At 71.0% G+C, this 18,311-nt stretch carries 17 protein-coding genes and 1 pseudogene; 12 read left to right on the top strand and 6 right to left on the bottom strand.

Going from position 1 to position 18,311, the window contains the following annotated elements:
* Positions 1-387 precede the first annotated feature (387 nt).
* Both CLV01_RS29855 and CLV01_RS27885 read right to left on the bottom strand, forming a co-directional pair.
* A pseudogene (locus CLV01_RS29855) lies at positions 388-1,514 on the bottom strand (FecR family protein).
* Between the two features lie 18 nt (positions 1,515-1,532).
* The gene (locus CLV01_RS27885; protein WP_099732712.1) at positions 1,533-3,296 is read right to left on the bottom strand and encodes a methyl-accepting chemotaxis protein; all 1,764 of its coding nucleotides are present in this window, start codon (positions 3,294-3,296) and stop codon (positions 1,533-1,535) included.
* Positions 3,297-3,543: 247 nt separating this feature from the next.
* Between CLV01_RS27885 and cobG the strand changes: the two genes are divergently transcribed.
* From cobG to cobJ, 4 genes are read left to right on the top strand one after another with little or no spacing between them, the layout of a single operon-like run.
* The gene (cobG, locus tag CLV01_RS27880) at positions 3,544-4,794 is read left to right on the top strand and encodes a precorrin-3B synthase (protein WP_099732713.1); all 1,251 of its coding nucleotides are present in this window, start codon (positions 3,544-3,546) and stop codon (positions 4,792-4,794) included.
* Positions 4,794-5,423, top strand: a complete 630-nt coding sequence (locus CLV01_RS27875; protein ID WP_013800507.1) for a precorrin-8X methylmutase — start codon at positions 4,794-4,796, stop codon at positions 5,421-5,423. Before cobG ends, CLV01_RS27875 begins: the two co-directional genes overlap by 1 nt.
* Positions 5,413-6,183: a precorrin-2 C(20)-methyltransferase gene (gene cobI / locus CLV01_RS27870; RefSeq protein WP_013800508.1), complete on the top strand. Its 771-nt coding sequence runs from the start codon at positions 5,413-5,415 to the stop codon at positions 6,181-6,183. The genes CLV01_RS27875 and cobI overlap by 11 nt, the downstream gene beginning before the upstream one ends.
* Complete coding sequence (gene cobJ / locus CLV01_RS27865) at positions 6,177-7,001, top strand: precorrin-3B C(17)-methyltransferase (RefSeq protein ID WP_099732714.1); 825 nt, start codon at positions 6,177-6,179, stop codon at positions 6,999-7,001. Before cobI ends, cobJ begins: the two co-directional genes overlap by 7 nt.
* Here cobJ and CLV01_RS27860 read toward each other — a convergent pair.
* Positions 6,944-7,729, bottom strand: a complete 786-nt coding sequence (locus tag CLV01_RS27860; protein WP_099732715.1) for a cobalt-precorrin-6A reductase — start codon at positions 7,727-7,729, stop codon at positions 6,944-6,946. The genes cobJ and CLV01_RS27860 overlap by 58 nt on opposite strands.
* Here CLV01_RS27860 and cbiE point away from each other — a divergent pair.
* The 5 genes from cbiE (at position 7,728) to CLV01_RS27835 (ending at position 11,507) form a co-directional block, all read left to right on the top strand.
* Positions 7,728-8,930 carry a precorrin-6y C5,15-methyltransferase (decarboxylating) subunit CbiE gene (cbiE, locus tag CLV01_RS27855; protein WP_180288462.1) on the top strand — a complete coding sequence of 401 codons (1,203 nt, stop codon included), beginning with the start codon at positions 7,728-7,730 and terminating at the stop codon, positions 8,928-8,930. The two genes, CLV01_RS27860 and cbiE, sit on opposite strands and share 2 nt — an antisense overlap.
* Positions 8,927-9,424: a cobalamin biosynthesis protein gene (locus tag CLV01_RS27850; protein ID WP_099735035.1), complete on the top strand. Its 498-nt coding sequence runs from the start codon at positions 8,927-8,929 to the stop codon at positions 9,422-9,424. The genes cbiE and CLV01_RS27850 overlap by 4 nt, the downstream gene beginning before the upstream one ends.
* A complete protein-coding gene (gene cobM / locus CLV01_RS27845; protein ID WP_099732716.1) occupies positions 9,421-10,299 on the top strand; it encodes a precorrin-4 C(11)-methyltransferase in 879 nt (292 codons plus the stop codon). Before CLV01_RS27850 ends, cobM begins: the two co-directional genes overlap by 4 nt.
* On the top strand, positions 10,296-11,114 hold the full coding sequence (gene cobF, locus CLV01_RS27840; RefSeq protein WP_099732717.1) for a precorrin-6A synthase (deacetylating): 819 nt from the start codon (positions 10,296-10,298) through the stop codon (positions 11,112-11,114). Before cobM ends, cobF begins: the two co-directional genes overlap by 4 nt.
* Positions 11,115-11,177: 63 nt before the next feature.
* Complete coding sequence (locus tag CLV01_RS27835) at positions 11,178-11,507, top strand: DHCW motif cupin fold protein (RefSeq protein ID WP_013800515.1); 330 nt, start codon at positions 11,178-11,180, stop codon at positions 11,505-11,507.
* A 69-nt stretch (positions 11,508-11,576) separates the two neighbouring features.
* Here CLV01_RS27835 and CLV01_RS27830 read toward each other — a convergent pair whose 3' ends face one another.
* Complete coding sequence (locus CLV01_RS27830; protein ID WP_099735036.1) at positions 11,577-12,464, bottom strand: N-formylglutamate amidohydrolase; 888 nt, start codon at positions 12,462-12,464, stop codon at positions 11,577-11,579.
* Between the two features lie 7 nt (positions 12,465-12,471).
* Entirely contained in the window at positions 12,472-13,497 is a 1,026-nt protein-coding gene (locus tag CLV01_RS27825; protein WP_013800517.1) for a Bug family tripartite tricarboxylate transporter substrate binding protein, read from the bottom strand.
* Between the two features lie 136 nt (positions 13,498-13,633).
* On the opposite strand from CLV01_RS27825, the gene CLV01_RS27820 reads away from it, so the two are divergent.
* Positions 13,634-14,572 carry a LysR substrate-binding domain-containing protein gene (locus CLV01_RS27820; RefSeq protein WP_013800518.1) on the top strand — a complete coding sequence of 313 codons (939 nt, stop codon included), beginning with the start codon at positions 13,634-13,636 and terminating at the stop codon, positions 14,570-14,572.
* Positions 14,573-14,578: 6 nt separating this feature from the next.
* On the opposite strand, the gene CLV01_RS27815 is transcribed toward CLV01_RS27820, so the two are convergent.
* On the bottom strand, positions 14,579-15,634 hold the full coding sequence (locus CLV01_RS27815) for an NAD(P)-dependent alcohol dehydrogenase (RefSeq protein ID WP_099732718.1): 1,056 nt from the start codon (positions 15,632-15,634) through the stop codon (positions 14,579-14,581).
* A 141-nt stretch (positions 15,635-15,775) separates the two neighbouring features.
* Here CLV01_RS27815 and CLV01_RS27810 point away from each other — a divergent pair, with 141 nt between their 5' ends.
* Together CLV01_RS27810 and CLV01_RS27805 are read left to right on the top strand one after the other, a co-directional pair.
* Complete coding sequence (locus CLV01_RS27810) at positions 15,776-16,669, top strand: LysR family transcriptional regulator (protein WP_013800520.1); 894 nt, start codon at positions 15,776-15,778, stop codon at positions 16,667-16,669.
* Positions 16,670-16,813: 144 nt separating this feature from the next.
* On the top strand, positions 16,814-18,259 hold the full coding sequence (locus tag CLV01_RS27805; RefSeq protein ID WP_099732719.1) for a chloride channel protein: 1,446 nt from the start codon (positions 16,814-16,816) through the stop codon (positions 18,257-18,259).
* Positions 18,260-18,311: the final 52 nt, after the last annotated feature.

Below are 18,311 nucleotides of genomic sequence, written 5' to 3'. Positions count from 1 at the left end.
ACTGTGTGAGTCGGAGTGCATGCGCCGCGTTCCATCGGTCCAGGAAATCGCTTGCGGCAATCTCGCACACGACGGCCGACCGACCACGCGCCGCTGTCGCTGCGTTGCAGCCCATGGGCTTCGCACGCCGCCGATTGTCATTGACACCCTTGCAGATGCTGCGCATCGGCGCTGGGCAGTCGTCATTGCAGACAGCCAGGGCGAGCGGGGCAGGGTGGAGGAGGGCTTGCGCCCGGCGCGGCAGGCAGTCTTGAAAGCGGTAGCGGTCTTGCATGGCAGTCATGGATGGATATGAAACCCACTACCCATGAAGACGCTCCAGCTTTTCAGAACTGCTCCCCTGCGGCCGGATTTTTTTGAAAGCGGGGGCCGGTCCCGCCTGCGTGCTCAAGGCGCAGCGGCAATCTCGGTCTGGCCATCGGGCCCGGCCACCAGAGTGACGGGCAGGATCTGGGCCAGCATGCGTGCGAACTCGGCGGGGCGGCTGGTCTGGTAGGTGCCGCCAATGCGCAGGGCTACCACGGCCGGGTCGTGCACCACCAGGCCGGTCGGCCCGTAGCGCTCCAGCTCGGCCAGGGCGTCGGCCAGGGGCGTGTTCTCGAAGCGGATCAGGCCCTTGCGCCACAGCGCAATGCTGCCGGGTGCCACGGCCGACACCGGACCGAGCACGCCTGCAGGCGACACGCTCAGGGCCTGGCCCGCGACCAGGTCGGCAGGCGTTGCCGCGCCTTGCGCACCGGCCACGTGCACATGGCCTTCCTGCACGGCTACCTGCACGCTGCCCGCCTCCATGCCCGTGGCGCGATAGCGCACGGAAAACCGCGTGCCGCCCACGGTGACGCGCGCCGGGCCGGCCAGCACATGAAAGGGCCTGGCGCTGTCGGGCGCCACGGCAAACAGGATCTGCCCTTGCGTGACGCGCACCTCGCGCCGGTCGCGGTACAGAGTTACCTGCGCCTGGGTATCGGCATCCAGGGATAGTGCGGTGCCATCCGGCAAGGTGATGGTCTTGGCCTGGCCGCGTGGGGTCAGGTGGCTGCTGGTGAAGGTGGGCTGCTGCTGCCACTGGTGCCAGCCCACGCCCACGGCCAGGACCATGGCTACCGTGCAGCACAGGGCCGCCAGGGCAGGGCGCGGCAGCAGGCGGGACCAGCTCCAGCCTTGGCGCTCTTCGGAGGACGGGCGCTGCGGGGCCGGTTCCGGGTGTGCGTGAGGCGCCGACTGCGAGCGCCGGCGTGCCTGCTCCGCGCGCAGGCGCGCCACCTGTTCGGGGGAGTGGACCGCGCTGCCGCCAGGCTCTGGCCCAGGTGGCGCAAGGCAGCCTCGTGCGCCGTGCTGGCTGCCAGCCATTCAGTGAATTCGGCTTCTTCCTCGGCGGTCAGGCCTTGCTCCATGCGCGTATGCCAGTCGGCCGCAGCGAGGTCGATGGGGTTTTGCCCGCGGAAGAACTCTTCCAGTTCGCGCACCTGCGCAGCCTTGTCCAGGGGCGCGGTGCAGGAGCGGTAGCGGCGCATGCGTGCGGATTCCCGGCCTCAGAAGCTGGTCCAGTCCTGCGATTCGGCGGACGGCTTGGCCGCAGCCAGGCGTGCAGGGCTTGCAGGGCGCGCGCCAGCTGCGGGTCGTGCCGGTGCCGGCCTGGCCGGTGCCAGCGCAGATGCCGTGGCCGCGCGGGTGGGCACGGACGCCGGCAGCGGCGCCTGCAAACGCGGCTGCTGTGCCGCGCCGTCCTGGTCGCCCAGGCGGAAGATGGCCACGGCCTGCACCAGGCGCTGGGCCTGGGACTTGAGGCTGGAGGCCGCCGCCGCGCTTTCCTCCACCAGGGCGGCGTTTTGCTGCGTGACCTGGTCCATCTGGCTCATGGCCTGCCCGACCTGGGCCACACCGGCGCTTTGCTCGTCGCTGGCATTGCTGATCTCGCCCATGAGGTCGGTCACGCGCTGTATGGATTGCAGCACCTCGGCCATGGTGGCTCCGGCCTGGTCGGCCAGCTCCGCGCCCTGGCTGACGCGCGTGGCGCTGTCAGTGATGAGCTGCTTGATCTCGCGGGCGGCCTGCGCGCTGCGCTGGGCCAGGGTGCGCACTTCGGCGGCCACCACGGCAAAGCCCTTGCCCTGCTCGCCGGCGCGTGCGGCCTCGACGGCGGCGTTCAGGGCCAGGATGTTTGTCTGGAAGGCGATGGAGTCGATCACGCCCACGATGTCGCCGATCTGGCGCGAGCTGGCATGGATGTCCTGCATGGCGCCCACGACTTCCTGCACCACGGTACCGCCCTTGGCCGCGATCTGGCTGGCGCCGCGCGCGAGCTGGTTGACCTGGCGCGCGTTGTCCGCGTTCTGCTGCACGGTGGAAGACAGCTCGTCCATGGAGGCTGCGGTTTCCTGCAGCGCGCTGGCCTGCTGCTCGGTGCGGCGGCTCAGGTCGGCATTGCCCTTGGCGATCTGCTCGCTGGCCACGGCCACGCTGTCGGCGTTGTTGCGCACATCGCTGACCACGCTGGCCAGGCTCTGGTGCATGGCGTTGAGCGAGGCCTGCACGCTGCCGGCGGGCGCTTCGCTGCGCACCAGTGCGGGGTCGAGGTTGCCGTCGGCGATCTGGCGGGCGACTTCACCGAGCTGGGCAGGCTCGGCCCCCAGCGCGCGTGTCAGGCCTCGCGCGATCAGCCGGCCCATGAGCAGGGCCAGCACGAAGGCGACCGCGCTCACGCCGATCTGCATGTTGCGTTGCTGCACATAGGACTGCGTGGCCTGCTCCACCATGACCTGGGCGTGCTGGCGCGTGAGCTGGCTGTACTCGTCGGTGGCCGCGATCAGCTGGGCCAGCAGCGGCCGGCACTCGCTGTTCATCTTGGCAATGGCCTCGTCCCTTTGCTGGCGCAGCGCCAGCGAAACGATGTCCAGCGCCACCGGGCCGTATCGCTGCTCTATCTGGTCGATGCGGGCGACCAGGGCGCGAGCCTCCTCGCCCACCCCGGGCAAGGCCACCAGGGCCTTGAGCTGGTCCAGGTGGGACTTGACCGCGGCATGGGCGGCGTACACGGCCGTTTTTTCCATGTCCAGATCGGCTGGCGTGTTCACCAGCACCAGGTTGCGCGCCGCGATGGCGCGGCTGTCCACGGCCGCGCGCACCTGCTCGGCCAGATGGGCGCGGGCGTTCACGCCGTCGACGAACTGCGTCAGGTTGCGGTCGGAACCGTCCAGCGCATGAAGGGCAGATACGGAAACCAGTGCGACCAGTAAAGCCAGGGCGGTAAAGGCGGCGTAGAGCTTGGTCTTGACGGTCCAGGTGCGGAGATTCATGGCGCTTTCCAGGTAGGTGGTGCAAGTATCAGTTTCTATCAAAAATAAATGATCAATTTGATAAAACCCTAAGGGTGAATTGTTAAATTTCAACTTGAATTGACAAATTCAGGCTAGATGGGTGTTAGGCGTCACCAGCCCGCTTCCCAAGCGGGCTGGATCAAGAAAGTCCGCATTTCATGAACGCATGCGGGTCTTGCACCTGGGATGCCGGGTGCGCCGGCGCTACAGTCGGGGCCCCTACCCCATGCATACCCCTCCCCACATCCAAGGCTGGTGCCCCGGCGCCTGGCAGCCCATGGCCTCCGGCGATGGGCTGGTGCTGCGCGTGCGCCCGCCGCTGGGCCGCCTGGCGGTGGCCCAGGCGCGGCGGCTGGCGCGCCTGGCCTGGGTGCATGGCAACGGCGCGCTGGAGCTGTCCAGCCGCGCCAATGTGCAGTTGCGCGGCATTGCGCCCGGGCGGCACGCCGCCGTGCTGCGCGCCCTGGCGGCCGTGGGCCTGCTGGACGCCGACGCGGGCCGCGAGCGCCGCCGCAACCTGGTGATCGACCCGCTGTGCCGGCCGCAGGAGTCGGTCCATGCGCTGGGCCAGGCCCTGCAGCAGGTACTGGATGCGGCCGAGGATCTGGCGGGCCTGCCGGCCAAGTTCGGCTGGTCGGTGGAAGGCGCGCCGGGCCGGCTGGCGGGCGTGTCCGCCGATATCCGCCTGCAGCGCACCTCCACCGGCTGGCAGGTGCAGCCCGATGGACGGCAGCAGGCGCTGGCCGTGGCCGATGCCCGCCAGGCCGTGGCCGCAGGCCTGGCGCTGGCGCGCTGGTTTGCCGGTCAGGCCTCCCTTCGCCGCGCCCAGGGCTTGCGGCCCGGGCGCATGGCCGCGGTGGCGGCGCAACTGCAGCCGCCCCCCGGACTGGACTGGGTGGAGACAGAAACCCCGGCCCACGGCGAAGGGCCGGCGCCCGGTGCCGTGCCCGGCGTGGGCTGGCTGCTGGGCGCGCCGCTGGGCCGCTTGCCGGCCGTGGCGCTGGCGCGGCTGCTGCGCGCCTTGCCTGAGCAGGCTTTTTTGCGTGTGACACCCTGGCGCATGCTGCTGGTGGAAGACGAAGACGCAGAAGCTGGCGCCGCCCTGCCCCGCTGGTGGGCGGCTGCAGGGCTGGACAACGCCGCTGACTGGATCACCCACGCCCATGACCCGCGCCTGCGCGTATCCGCCTGTACCGGCGCGCCGGGCTGCACCCAGGCCCTGGGTCCCACGCAGACATTGGCTCTTGAGCTGGCGCCGCAGGTGCCCCACGGCGCGCACCTGCATGTGACCGGATGCGCCAAGGGCTGCGCGCGGCAGGCGCCGGCCACGGTGGTGCTGCGGGCCGAAGGTCAAGACGAGGGCGAAGGCCCTGTCTATTCCGTAGTGCGCCACGGCCGTGCCGGGGATAGGGCGCAGGAGCAGCGGACCCTGGCCTCGGTGCGAGACAATCCGGGATTGCTGTTTTCAAAAGAATAATGCTGCACCGCTACGAAACCGATGGCGCCGAGATCTACCGGCAGTCCTTTGCCACCATCCGCCGCGAGGCGGCGCTGGAACGCTTCACGCCTGTCGAGGAACGCGTGGTGGTGCGCATGATCCACGCCGCCGGCCTGGTGGAGCTGGCCCCGCACGTGGCCTTCTCGCCCGGCATGGCCGAGGCCGCCGCGCAGGCCCTGCAAAACGGCGCGCCCGTGCTGTGCGACGTGCGCATGGTCAGCGAGGGCATCACGCGCTCGCGCCTGCCCGCCGCCAACCCCATCATCTGCACGCTGCAGGACGAGCGCGTGCCCGCGCTGGCCCGTGACATGGGCAACACGCGCAGCGCCGCCGCGCTGGAGCTGTGGCGCCCGCACCTGGCCGGGGCCGTGGTGGCCATCGGCAATGCGCCCACGGCCTTGTTCCACCTGCTCAACATGCTGCAGGACCCGGCCTGCCCCCGGCCGGCCGCCATCATCGGCTGCCCCGTGGGCTTTGTGGGCGCCATGGAATCCAAGCAGGCGCTGATGCAGGACCTGCCCGTTCCCTGCATGGCCGTGCATGGCCGCCTGGGCGGCTCGGCCATCACCGTGGCCGCCATCAACGCACTGGCCAGCCATGTCGAGTAGGCAGCCGCGTCCCAGCCAGGGCGGGCCCGGCATTGTCTGCGTGGGCCTGGGCCCGGGCGACCCCGAGCTCATGAGCGTCAAGGCCGACCGCCTGGTGCGCGGCGCCCGCCAGGTGGCGTTCTTCCGCAAGAAGGGCCGGCCCGGCAAGGCCCGCCAACTGGTGGACGGCCTGCTGGCCCAAGGCGCTGCCGAGCACGCCATGGAATACCCGGTGACCACCGAGCTGCCCGTGGACAGCCCCGCCTATGTGGACCTGCTGGCGCGCTTCTACGACGACTGGTGCCTGCGCCTGGAAGCGCTGGCGCAGACCGGGCAGGTGGTGGTGCTGTGCGAGGGCGACCCCTTCCTCTACGGCTCCTTCATGCATCTCTACACCCGGCTGCGCGAACGCGGCCAGGTGCCGCTGGACGTGGTGCCCGGCATTCCCGGCATGGTGGGCTGCTGGCACGCCACGGGCGAGCCCATCACCTGGGGCGACGATGTGCTCAGCGTGATGACCGGCACCCTGTCGGAAGACGAACTGGTGCGCCGCATGCAGACGGCCGAGGCCCTGGTCGTCATGAAGGTCGGCCGCAACCTGCCGCGCATCCGCCGCGCACTGCAGCGCACGGGCCGGCTTGACGCCGCCTGGCTGGTGCAGAACGGCACCACGGACAGCGAGCAGGTCGCGCGCCTGGGCGATGTGTCCGACGACGCCTGCCCCTATTTCGCCATCGTGCTCGTGCACGGCCAGGGCCGCCGGCCGGAGGCCGCATGGTGAGCGCCGGCCGCCTGACGGTGGTGGGGCTGGGCCCGGGCGCACTGGACCAGATCACGCCCGAAGCCGCAGCCGCCTTGCTCGCGGCCGACGATGTGGTCGGCTACCTGCCCTATGTGTCTCGCGCGCAGGCCCTGCTGGCGCAGGCGGGTCAGGGCCAGGCAGTGGCCTGGCATGCCTCGGACAACCGTGTGGAGCTGGAGCGTGCGCGCCAGGCGCTGGCGCTGGCCGCGCAGGGGCGGCAGGTGGTCGTGGCGTCCTCGGGCGACCCGGGCGTGTTCGCCATGGCGTCGGCCGTGTTTGAGGCCATGGAATCTGCCGATGCGGTGCAGGCCGCCGCCTGGCAGGCGCTCGATATCCAGGTGCTGCCCGGCATCACCGCCATGCTGGCGGCCGCCGCGCGGGCCGGTGCGCCGCTGGGCCATGACTTTTGCTGCATCAATCTCTCGGACAACCTCAAGCCCTGGCCGGTGATCGCGCGGCGCGTGGAACTGGCGGCCGAGGCCGACTTCGCCATGGCTTTCTACAACCCGCGCTCCAAGAGCCGGCCCGAAGGCTTTGTGCGCCTGCTGCAGCTGCTGCGCACCCGCTGCGAGCCGCAGCGCCTGCTGGTGTTCGCGCGCGCCGTGTCCACGCCCGAGGAACACTTGCACGTATGCACGCTGGCCGAGGCCACGCCCGAGATGGCCGACATGCGCACCGTAGTCCTGGTGGGCAACAGCGCCACGCGCCGCGTGGGCCGCTGGGTCTACACGCCACGCCACTACGGCATGGATGGCGGCGCGGGCGGTGCTGTCGGCTCCGTCGGCAGCACGCCATGAGCAATCCAGTGCAGCACCGCAGCCACCGACCCGGTGCGCTGGCGCTGCGGCAGCGCCGGGCGCTGCACCATCACCACGGGCAGGCCCAGGGCGCGTGCGGCATCGAGCTTGCCGCGCGTGGCCTCGCCGCCTGCGTTCTTGGCCACCAGCCATTCGATGCCGTGCGTGCGCAGCAAGGCTTCATCGTCGTCCGCGCTGAAAGGCCCACGCCCCAGAACCACCGTGGTGTGGGGCAGGGGCAGGCTGCCGGGCTCGGGCGCATCGACCAGGCGCAGCAGATAGTGGTGCTGCGGCTGGCCCGCAAAGGCCGCAAGCTGCTTGCGGCCCACGGCCAGAAACACCCGGGCGGCTGCCTGGGGCAGGGCGGCAGCGGCGGCTTGCATGTCGGGCACGTCGATCCAGGCGTCGCCGGCACTGGCCTGCCAGGGCTCGCGCTCCAGCGCCAGCAGCGGCGTGCCGGTGGCGGCGCAGGCCTGGCAGGCATTGCGGCTCATCTGCGCGGCAAACGGGTGGGTGGCATCGACCACATGGCTGATGGCCTGCCCGCGCAGGAATTGCGCCAGGCCCTGCGCGCCGCCAAACCCGCCCACGCGGGTGGGCAGGGGCTGGGCCACGGGCGACTGCGTGACGCCCGCATACGAGAACACGGCGGCAATGCCGGCGCGGTGCAGGGCCTGGGCCAGCTGGCTGGCGCCGCTGGTGCCGCCCAGCAGGAGAACATGGGGCATGACTGATCCCTGGTTGACATTGGTGGGCCTGAACGAAGACGGCCTGGACGGCCTCGCACCCGCCGCGCTGCGCGCGCTGGACGCGGCCGAGACCGTCTTCGGCGGGCCGCGCCACCTGGCGCTGGCCCAGGCCGGCGAGCGTGGACGGCCTTGGCCCGTGCCCTTTGACCTGGCGCCCGTGCTGGCTTGCCGTGGCCGGCCCACGGTGGTGCTGGCGTCGGGCGATCCGTTCTGGTTCGGGGCGGGCGGCAGCCTGGCGGCGCATCTGGCGCCGCAGGAGTGGCGCTGCCACGCCCAACCCTCGACATTTTCGCTGCTGGCGTCCCGCCTGGGCTGGAAGCTGGAAGACACGGTCTGCCTGGGCCTGCACGCCGGCCACGTGGAGCAGCTGCTGCCGCACCTGTCGCCAGGCCGCCAGTCGCTGGTGCTGCTGCGCGATGGCGCCGCCGTGGCCGCACTGGCGGACTGGCTGGTGCAGGAAGGCTGGGGCGACAGCCGCCTGGAGGTCATGGAATCCGTGGGCGGCCCGCGCGAGCGCCGCCGCGCATGGCGCGCCGCCGAAGCCGCCCAGGCCCTGGCCGCCGACCCTGCCTGCGCGCCCGTGGCCGTGGCCGTGCTCGCCCAGGGCGGCGCGGCCCTGCCGCTGGTGCCGGGCCGGCCCAACCACTGGTACGCCAACGACGGCCAGATCACCAAGGCCCCGGCCCGCGCGCTGACCCTGGCGGCTCTTGCGCCGCGCCACGGCGAATGCCTGTGGGATGTGGGCGGCGGCTCGGGCTCGGTGGCCGTGGAGTGGTGCCTGGCCGGTGGCTCGGCCATCAGCCTGGAGCAGCATGCGGCGCGTGCGGACAACATCCGCCACAACGCCCGGCGCTTCGGCCTGCTGGCGCGCCTGCGCGTGGTGCAGGGCGTGGCGCCCGAGGCGCTGGCCGGGCTGCAGGTGCTGGCCCGGCCCCAGGCCGTGTTCGTGGGCGGCGGCTTTGACGCGGCCCTGTTCGAATGCCTGCAGGCCCTCATGCCCGCAGGCTGCCGCCTGGTGGTCAATGCCGTGACGCTGGAGACCGAGGCCCTGCTGGTGCAACTGCAGGCCGAGCACGGCGGCCAGCTGCTGCGGCTGGAGATTTCCAGCGCCGAGCCGCTGGGCCGCATGCGCAGCTGGAAGGCTGCGCGGCCGCTGGTGCAGTGGAGCTGGCAGCGGTGAACCCGGACGAAACCATCCCCCACCGCTGCGGCGTGCTGGGCCTGGGCCTGCACACCGACGCACTGCCCCATGCGCTGCAGGCGCTGTGGCAGCGGGCCCAGGCGCAGCTGCCGGAAAGCGCAGACGCAGGCGCCTGCGCTCCCCAGCCCATCTGCGCCGTGGCCGTGCTGGACACCAAGGCCGGCCATCCGGCGCTGGCCGCCTGGATGGCGGCTGTCGTGCCCACCGCCGTTCTGGTGCGCGTGCCGCCAGGGCAACTGCCCGGGCAGCCCGTGGTCACGCAGTCGCCGCGCATGCTGGCGCGCTATGGCACGGGCAGCGTGGCCGAGGCGGCGGCGCTGGCCGCCGCAGGCCCGCACTCCGCCCTGAGCGTGACCCGCCTGGTCGCGGACGATGGCAGCGCCACCCTGGCCCTGGCCGTGGGCCAGGGCGGACCTCTGAACTGTTGCCTGGCCCACGCCAGCCAGGCCAAGAACCAAGGAGCAACGGCATGACCGTGCATTTCATCGGCGCCGGCCCCGGCGCCGCCGACCTGATCACCGTGCGCGGGCGCGACCTCATGGCGGCCTGCCCGGTCTGCCTGTACGCAGGCTCGCTGATACCGCGCGAGCTGCTGGCGCACTGCCGGCCGGGCGCGCGCATCGTCAACACCGCATCCATGAGCCTGGACGACATCGTGGCCGAGATCCAGGCCGCCGAGGCGCGTGGCGAAGACGTGGCGCGCCTGCACTCGGGCGACCTGTCCGTCTGGTCGGCCATGGGCGAGCAACTGCGCCGCCTGCGCGAGGCCGGCATTGCCTACACCGTCACGCCCGGCGTGCCCTCGTTCGCGGCCGCCGCCGCCACGCTGGGCGCGGAGCTGACCCTGCCCGGCCTGTGCCAGTCCGTGGTGCTGACGCGCACCTCGGGCCGCGCCACGGCCATGCCCGAGGGCGAGAACCTGGCCGCCTTCGCGGCCACGGGCGCCGTGCTGGCCATCCATCTGTCCATCCATGTGGCCGCCAAGGTGCAGTCCGAGCTGCTGCCGCACTACGGCGCCGACTGCCCCGTGGCCATCGTCTGGCGCGCCAGCTGGCCTGACGAAACCGTGGTGCGCACCACGGTCGGCAGCCTGACCGAGGCCGTGGCCACCCACATGGAGCGCACGGCCCTGATCCTGGTGGGCCGCAGCCTGCAGGCCGAGGACTTCGGCGAAAGCCGCCTCTACGCGGCCGACTACGACCGCCGCTACCGCCCGCTGGGCACCGAGCCGCGCTTTCCCGCCACCGATGTGCATGCGAATGCCGCGCTGGATACCGCGAGGGATACCTTGAGGGACACCGTGAGCGACCTCGGGAGCGACATGCCCCTCGGGAACCCCGCCCCATGAGCGCGGCCCTGCCGCCCGTGGCGCTGAGCCTGATCGGCATCGGCACGGGCAACCCCGACCACCTCACGCGCGAAGCCCAGGCCGCCATGCAGGCCGCCGACCTGATCCTGCTGCCGCACAAGGGCGAGGACAAGGCCGAACTCGCCGCCCTGCGCCGCGACCTGTGCGATGCCGTGCTCACTGCGCCCGGCCCGCGCATCGAAGGCTTCGACATGCCCGTGCGCCGCAGCCTGGGCGACGACTACCTGGCCCAGGTCGATGAATGGCATGCGGCCATCACGCGCTGCTGGCAGGCGGCCATCACCCGGTCCCTGGACGAGGGGCAGCAGCCGCGCAGCCCCGGCCAGCCCTTGCAGGTCGCCCTGCTGGTCTGGGGCGACCCGGCGCTGTACGACAGCACGCTGCGCATTGCCGCGCGCATGCAGCCGGCGCCGCACAGCGTGCGCGTGGTGGCGGGCATCAGCTCCATGCAGGTGCTGTGCGCCGCGCATGCGATTGCGCTCAACGGCATAGGCCAGCCCTTCGTGGTGACCACGGGCCGCCAGCTGCGCGAGCAGGGCTGGCCGCCCGGCGTGGACACGGCCGTGGTCATGCTGGACGGGCAGTGCAGCTTCACCGAGCTGCTGGACTCGGACGGCAGCGACATGGACGCCGGCCTGCACATCTGGTGGGGCGCCTACCTGGGCATGGACCGCCAGATGCTGGACAGCGGCCCGCTGGCCGAGGCCGCCCCGCGCATCGCGCAGGCCCGAGCCGCAGCGCGCGAGCGGCATGGCTGGATCATGGACATCTACCTGCTGCGGCGCGGGGGCTGAGGCCGAGGCTGCTGCCGACGCCGGCCCCCACGCTGTGCACCCCCTTCATCAAGGAATCCCGCCATGCAGATGGACAACATCCCCTTCAACACCACCGACTGGGCCGCCGTGGCGCCCACCGAGCATTCGGCCGAGGCCGGCCAGGCGTTCTGGCGCACGCAGAACTTCGGCAACATCCGCGTGCGCACGGTGGAGTACACGCCCGGCTATGTCTCCGACCACTGGTGCACCAAGGGCCATGTGCTGCTGTGCCTGGAAGGCGAGCTGGAGACCGAACTGGCGGACGGCCGCCGCTTCACGCTGACGCCCGGCATGAGCTACCAGGTGGCGGACAACGCCGAGCCGCACCGCTCGCGCTCGCCCAAGGGCGCCAGGCTCTTCGTGGTGGACTGAACCGCCGGACACCGTCGCCACGGCCACTGCAGCGCGCTGCAGTGGCGCACGGCGCGGGATACCAGGGGCTCACGCCTGGACCGTGGAAGGTCGGACTGACGCATGGCTCTCGAAGTACGCCGCCATGGTCTGGAGCAGCCCCGTGAGGTCCTGGCGCACGGCCTCGAAGCCGGCGTTGCGCTCGCGCGTGTCCTCATCCATGTAGATGGGCCGGCGGATCTCGATCTGCATGCTGTGCCGCTGCAGCGCGGGCTGGCCGATCCTGGCGATCAGCTGTACGCCCTTGTAGGGATCGTTGCGCGCCACGGTGTAGCCGCAGCCGCGCAGGTATTCCTCCACCAGGGCGACGAAGGCGGGCTCGCAGGTGCTGCCGTCGCGGTCGCCCAGCACGAAGTCGGCCAGAGGCCGCTCGCTGCGGATCTGCAGCCGCTCATAGGCGTTGTTGGGCATGGAGTGCAGGTTCAGGTGCCAGACCGCGCCAAAGCGCCGGTGCGTGTCCTCCACGGCCTGGGCCAGCGCCTGGTGGTAGGGCTGGTAGCAGCGCGCAATGCGCTGCTGCACCTCGTCCACGGGCAGCAGGCGGTCGTAGATGGGCTGGTTCTTCACGGTGCGCCAGATCAGGCCCGAGCCGATGCGCGTCTTCTCCCCGGGCGACAGTGGCGTGGGCCAGGGCGTGGCCAGCAGGGCCGGGTCTATGTCGTCGAGCGTGCGGTTCAGGTCCAGGTAGCTGCGCGGGAACAGCGCCTCCACCAGGGTGGCGCCGACTGCGGGCGCGGCGCCCCACAGGGCCTCGACATGGGTGTCCTCGGCCGCACGCAGCACGGAGCGCGGCACGGCGTGCCCGAAATCGCCGGGGTAGCGCACACCGCTGTGCGGCGAATCGCACACCAGCGGTATGGCGGCGCCCTCTGGCGGGTGCAGCACGTACAGGGCCTGGTCCTGGAGGGTGTCCTGCATCTTCATCTCACTCCGCGCTGATCTTGGCGACCTTGGCCACGGCGGCGTAGCGCGCCACGGCCTGCTCGATCTGGGTCTGGAACTGTTGCGGCGTGTTGGGGATGAGGGTGGCACCCGCGTCCTCCATCTTCTTGATGAAGTCCGGCTGCTTCATGGCCGCATGGATGGCCTGGTTGAGCCGGCGCACCACCGGCGCCGGCGTGCCTGCCGGCGCGACGATGCCGAACCAGCCGCCATTGCCCATCTGCGGAAAGCCGAGCTCGCCGTAGGTGGGCACGTCGGGCAGGGCGGGGGAGCGCTTGTCCGAGAGCACGGCCAGGGCGCGCAGCCGACCGGCCTGGATGTGGGTGAGGGCCGAGGGCAGGTTGTCCGTGATCGCATCCACCTGGCCGGCCACGGCGTCGTTGAGCGCCATGCCCGATCCCTTGTAGGGAACGTGCAGCAGCTCGATCTTCGCCAGGCTGGAGAAATACTCCACGTTGGCATGGCCCAGCGAGCCCATGCCGGGCGAGGCGAAGGTGATCTTGCCCGGCTCCTTCCTGGCCATGGCCAGCAGCTCGGCCATGGTCCTGGCGGGGAATTTGGCGTTGACGGCCAGCACGCTGGGCACGGTCGCCACGTTGCTGACGGGGGCGAAGTCCTTGACCGGGTCGTACTTGAGGCGGGCGCCGTAGGCGGCGGCGTTGGAGCCGTGCGTGCTCATGGTGGCCATGCCCAGGGTGTAGCCGTCGGGGCGCGACTTGGCCACCTGCTCCATGCCCAGCGAGCCGCCTGCACCGGCGCGGTTTTCCACCACGATGGCCTGGCCCAACTCGCGGGCCGCATATTCGCCGATCAGGCGTGCGGCCAGGTCGGTCGAGCCGCTGGCCGCAAAGGGCACGATGAGGCGGATGGGCCGGTCGGGAAACTCGGCACGGGCCGCCGTGGCGCCCAGCAGGGCGATGCCGGCGATGGCGCCAAGGGCGAGGACGGTGCTGCGGCGTGCACGAAGCGGTGCGCCAAGCGGTGAGCGAAGGGATGTGGGCGTGTTCATGACGACAAAGTGTCGGTGGCATGGCCCGTGCTTCCAAACGACAATTTGGCCGCTAGCATGACTGTTGCGCATGCTCGCACCGGCTTCGGGCGCGCCGTTGTGCTGTCCGTCAATGCCCGTTCAGGGTCTGTATTCCATGCGTCTGCACTCGCCTTCGATGTCCGAGCTTCATGCCTTCGCCACGGCGGCGCGGCTGGGCAGTTTTTCGCGCGCGGCGGCCGAGCTGTGCGTCACCCAGAGCGCGGTCAGCCGTGCCGTGGCACGGCTGGAGCAGCACTACGGCCTGGCGCTGATCAAGCGCAATGCGCATTCCCTGCACCTCACGCCCGTGGGCCGGGAACTGCTGGACGCCGTGCGCGAGCCGCTGGCCGCCATCGAGGAAACCAGCGCCCGCCTGCGCCTGGGCGCGGCCGACAGGCCGCTGAACCTGGCGGTGGTGCCCACCTTGGCCAGCGCCTGGCTGATTCCGCGCCTGCGCGCCTTCCAGCAGCTGCACCCCGGCATCCGCGTGAACTTCGTGCCCTACCGCAAGAGCGAGGATTTCACCGGCCCCACGCCCGACGCCGCCGTGCTCACCGGCCTGGGCCCCGAGGACTGGCCGCACTGCAGCTGCGACTACGTCATCGGCCGCGAGATGGTGCCCATCTGCCACCCGGCGCGCATGGCCCAGCGGCTGGCCCAGGGCGCCTGGCGCAAGCCCGGCGATCTGGCCACCGAGCCGCTGCTCTATCACACCACCGCCCCGGGCAACTGGACGCAGTGGCTGCGCGCGGCCGGCGCCGGCCGCAAGGCGCCGAACCTCGCCACGGCGTTCGATCAGGTGTCCATCCTGATCCAGGCCGTGATTGCGGACATGGGCCTGGCCCTGGTGCAGCGCTGCCTGGTGCGCGAGGAACTGCGGGCCGGCACCGTCGTGGTGCCTTTTGACCTGCCGGTCACGCTGCAGCGCGGCTATTTCCTGTGCGTGCCCGGCGACCGGCGGCCCCGGCCCGGCTTTGCCGAGTTCCGCCGCTGGCTGCTGGACACGGCGGCAGCCGATATCGCCGCCATGGGCATCCACCCGGCCGCCGCCTGAGACCCGTCACGGCGTCATTGCCAGCGTGGCGTTGTCGATCACGAAGCGGTACTTCACATCGCCCTGCAGCATGCGCTCGTAGGCGGCGTTGATCTCGTCGGCGCGGATCATCTCGATATCGGCCACGATGCCGTGCTGGGCGCAGAAATCCAGCATCTCCTGCGTTTCGGGAATGCCGCCGATCATGGAACCGGCCAGGCTGCGGCGCTTCATGATCAGGTTGAAAACCTGGGGCGAGGGATGGGGCGTGGCCGGCGCGCCCACCAGGGCCATGGTGCCGTCGCGCTTGAGCAGGGTGAAGAAGGCGTCCAGATCGTGCGGCGCGGCCACGGTGTTGAGGATGAAGTCCAGGCTCTTGGCGTGCGCCGCCATCTCGGCCGCGTTGCGCGAGACCACCACTTCGTCGGCGCCCAGGGCGCGCGCCGCCTCGCGCTTGGACTCGGAGGTGGTGAAGGCCACCACATGCGCGCCCATGGCGTGGGCCAGCTTGATGCCCATGTGGCCCAGGCCGCCAATGCCCACCACGCCCACCTTGTGGCCCGGCCCCACGCCCCAGTGGCGCAGCGGCGACCAGGTGGTGATGCCCGCGCACAGCAGCGGCGCCACGGCGGCCAGCTGCTCCTCGGGGTGGCGGATGTGCAGCACATAGCGCTCATGCACGACGATGCTCTGCGCGTAGCCGCCCAGCGTGTGGCCGGGCGCATCGGGCGTGGGGCCGTTGTAGGTGCCGACCATGTGGTCGCAATAGTTCTCCAGGCCCTCGTCGCAGTCCGCGCAATGGCGGCAGCTGTCCACGATGCAGCCCACGCCGACCAGATCGCCAGCCTTCACGCCCGACACATGGGCGCCCACGGCCGAGACGCGGCCCACGATCTCGTGGCCCGGCACGCAGGGGTAGAGCGTGCCCGTCCATTCCGAGCGCACCTGGTGGATGTCGGAGTGGCAGACGCCGCAGAAGGCGATCTCGATCTGCACATCGTGGGCGCCCGGTGCGCGGCGCGTGATGTCCAGGGATTGCAGGGGCAGGTCGCCCGCATGGGCTCCATAGGCTTTGACGGTCATGGGGTGTTCCTCGTGGGAGGCCTGGTGGGTGTGGAAAGGGATGCGGGCATTCTTGCCGCCGCCTGCCCTGCTGACTAGCTAATCAATGCTTAATGGGCTTATCAGCACAGCTAATCAATGGATGGCGCTAGGCTTGCAGCCATGGCAAGACGCAACCTCAATGACCTGCTGGCCTTCGTCACCGTGGCGCGCGAGGGCAGCTTCACGCGCGCGGCGGCTGCGCTGGGCGTCACCCAGTCGGCGCTGAGCCAGACCGTGCGAGCGCTGGAGGAGCGGCTGCAGATCCGCCTGCTCACGCGCACCACGCGCAGCGTCTCGCCCACGGCGGCGGGCGAGCGGCTGATGCAGGCCATCGGCCACCGCTTCGACGAGATCGAGGCCGAACTCGACGCCCTGACCGCGCTGCGCGACAAGCCCGGCGGCACGGTGCGCATCACCTGCGGCGACTACATGCTGCAAAGCACCCTGCTGCCCCGGCTGGCGCCGCTGCTGCTCGCCTATCCGGACATCTGCATGGAATTCGACGTGTACTACGGATTCCGCGACATCGTGGCCGAGCGCTTCGACGCCGGCGTGCGCCTGGGCAGCACCATCGACAAGGACATGATCGCCGTGCCCATCGGCCCGCCGCTGCGCATGGCCGTGGTGTCCTCGCCCGGGTATTTCGCGGAGCACGGCATTCCGAAGAATCCGCAGGACCTGATGGCGCACCGCTGCATCAACCAGCGCATGGTGACCTCGGGCGGCCTGTATGTGTGGGAGTTCGAGCGCCGGGGCCGCAAGATGAATGTGCGCGTGGACGGGCCGCTGATCTTCAACACCACCCAGCCCCAGATCGATGCGTCCCTGGCCGGGCTGGGCATCACGCTGCTGCCCGAGGACGAGGTCATGCCCTGGATCCAGAGCGGCCAGCTGCAGCGCGTGTTGGAGGACTGGTGCCCAAGATTCGACGGCCACCACCTGTACTACCCCAGCCGCAGGCAGCCCTCGCCCGCGTTCTCGCTGGTGGTCGATGCGCTGCGCTGGCGCGGCTGAGGCGCCTGGCCATCAACGCAGCGGCGAAGTAGGCATTGCCGCCGGCGACATACGCGGCCGGTCAGCTTGGGCACAATGAACGGCTTTCGCCAAGCCTCTGTCGCGGTCCTTTGACGCGACTCCTTCACGCGATCCCTTCACGCGATGCAGCAAGAACCCGACTTCCTCCACAACCTGAACCAGGAATTCCGGGACGGCAGGCGCTGGCTGGACCGCACCATCGTGCTGGCCTATGCGGCCGCCGCCGGGCTGTGCGTGGTGGCCTTCACGCTGATGGCCGACGCGGGCTTTGAACTCTTCGAGAGCATCTACCACTGGCAGGGCGGCTGGGCCGTTCTGCTGTGGATGCCTGCCGTCACGGCGGGCGCCGTGTGGCTCACGCGGCGCTGGGCGCCGGGCGCGGCGGGGTCGGGCATTCCGCAGGTGATCGCCACGCTGGACCCGGCGCTGGACCCCGCGCAGCGCGGGCGCTTCGTGTCGCTGTGGCTGTCCTTCGCCAAGATGGTCCTGGCCAGCGCGGGCTTTGCGGCGGGGCTGTCGATCGGGCGCGAGGGGCCTTCGGTGCAGGTGGCCGCCGGTGTCATGCACCATGCGCGGCGCTGGTTCGGGCCGCATTCGGGCATCAGCCACCATGCGCTGCTGGTGGCCGGCGGCGCGGCCGGCATTGCGGCGGCCTTCAACGCGCCGCTGGCGGGCGTGGTCTTCGCCATCGAGGAGCTGTCGCGCAAGCTGGAGTCGCGCTCCAGCGGCCTGATCATCGCGGCCATCGTGCTGGCCGGCCTGATGGGCGTGTCGGCCTTCGGCAACCTCAGCTATTTCGGGCGCATCCAGGTGCCCCACCTGACCTGGGACGCGCTGCTGCCCGGCCTGTGCGTGACCCTGGCCTGCGGCGTGCTGGGAGGCCTGTTCGCCAAGCTGCTGGCCGCTTCGCTGACCCGCACGCCCGAGCGGCTCAACCAGCTGCGTGCGCGCTTTCCCATCCGCTTCGCGGCGGCGATCGCGCTGGTGATCGCCGTCATCGGCATGGTCACGGGCGGCGCCACCTTCGGCGCGGGCTCGGAGGCCGTCAAGCACATGCTGGCGGGCCAGGCCGACGTGCCCTCGTTCTACGTCACCCTGAAGTTCATCGCCACCTGGCTGTCGGCCTGGGTGGGCGTGCCGGGCGGCATCTTCGCGCCCTCGCTGTCGATTGGCGCGGGCGTGGGCCACAACGTGGCCGGCCTCATGGGCGCAGACATCGCGCCCGCCCTCATCGCCATGGGCATGGCCGCCTTCCTGGCCGCCGTGACGCAGGCGCCGCTGACGGCCTTCATCATCGTGATGGAGATGGTGGACGGCCACTCCATGGTGCTCAGCCTCATGGCCGCTGCCATGCTGGCCAGCCTGGTCTCGCGCATGCTGGCCCGGCCGCTGTACGAGACGCTGGCCCAGCACATGCTGAGTCTGGTGCCTGCACCTGCTCCCGAGCCTGCACCTGCAACTGAGCCTGCACCGGCCGCCGCGCCGGAACCGGAGCCCGCCAGCGTACCTGCCAGCACCGCAGAGCCGGCTGCACCCCCCAAGGACCAGGACAAGCCCGCAGGCGCCTGAGCCGGGCGCGCTTGGCTGACAGGCAATGGCGAAGGGCGATGGCCTGGGCGCG

It is taken from the genome of Delftia sp. 60 (assembly GCF_002754395.1).
GTDB classification, from domain to species: domain Bacteria; phylum Pseudomonadota; class Gammaproteobacteria; order Burkholderiales; family Burkholderiaceae_C; genus Comamonas; species Comamonas acidovorans.
This window is presented reverse-complemented; position numbering and strand designations above follow the sequence as displayed.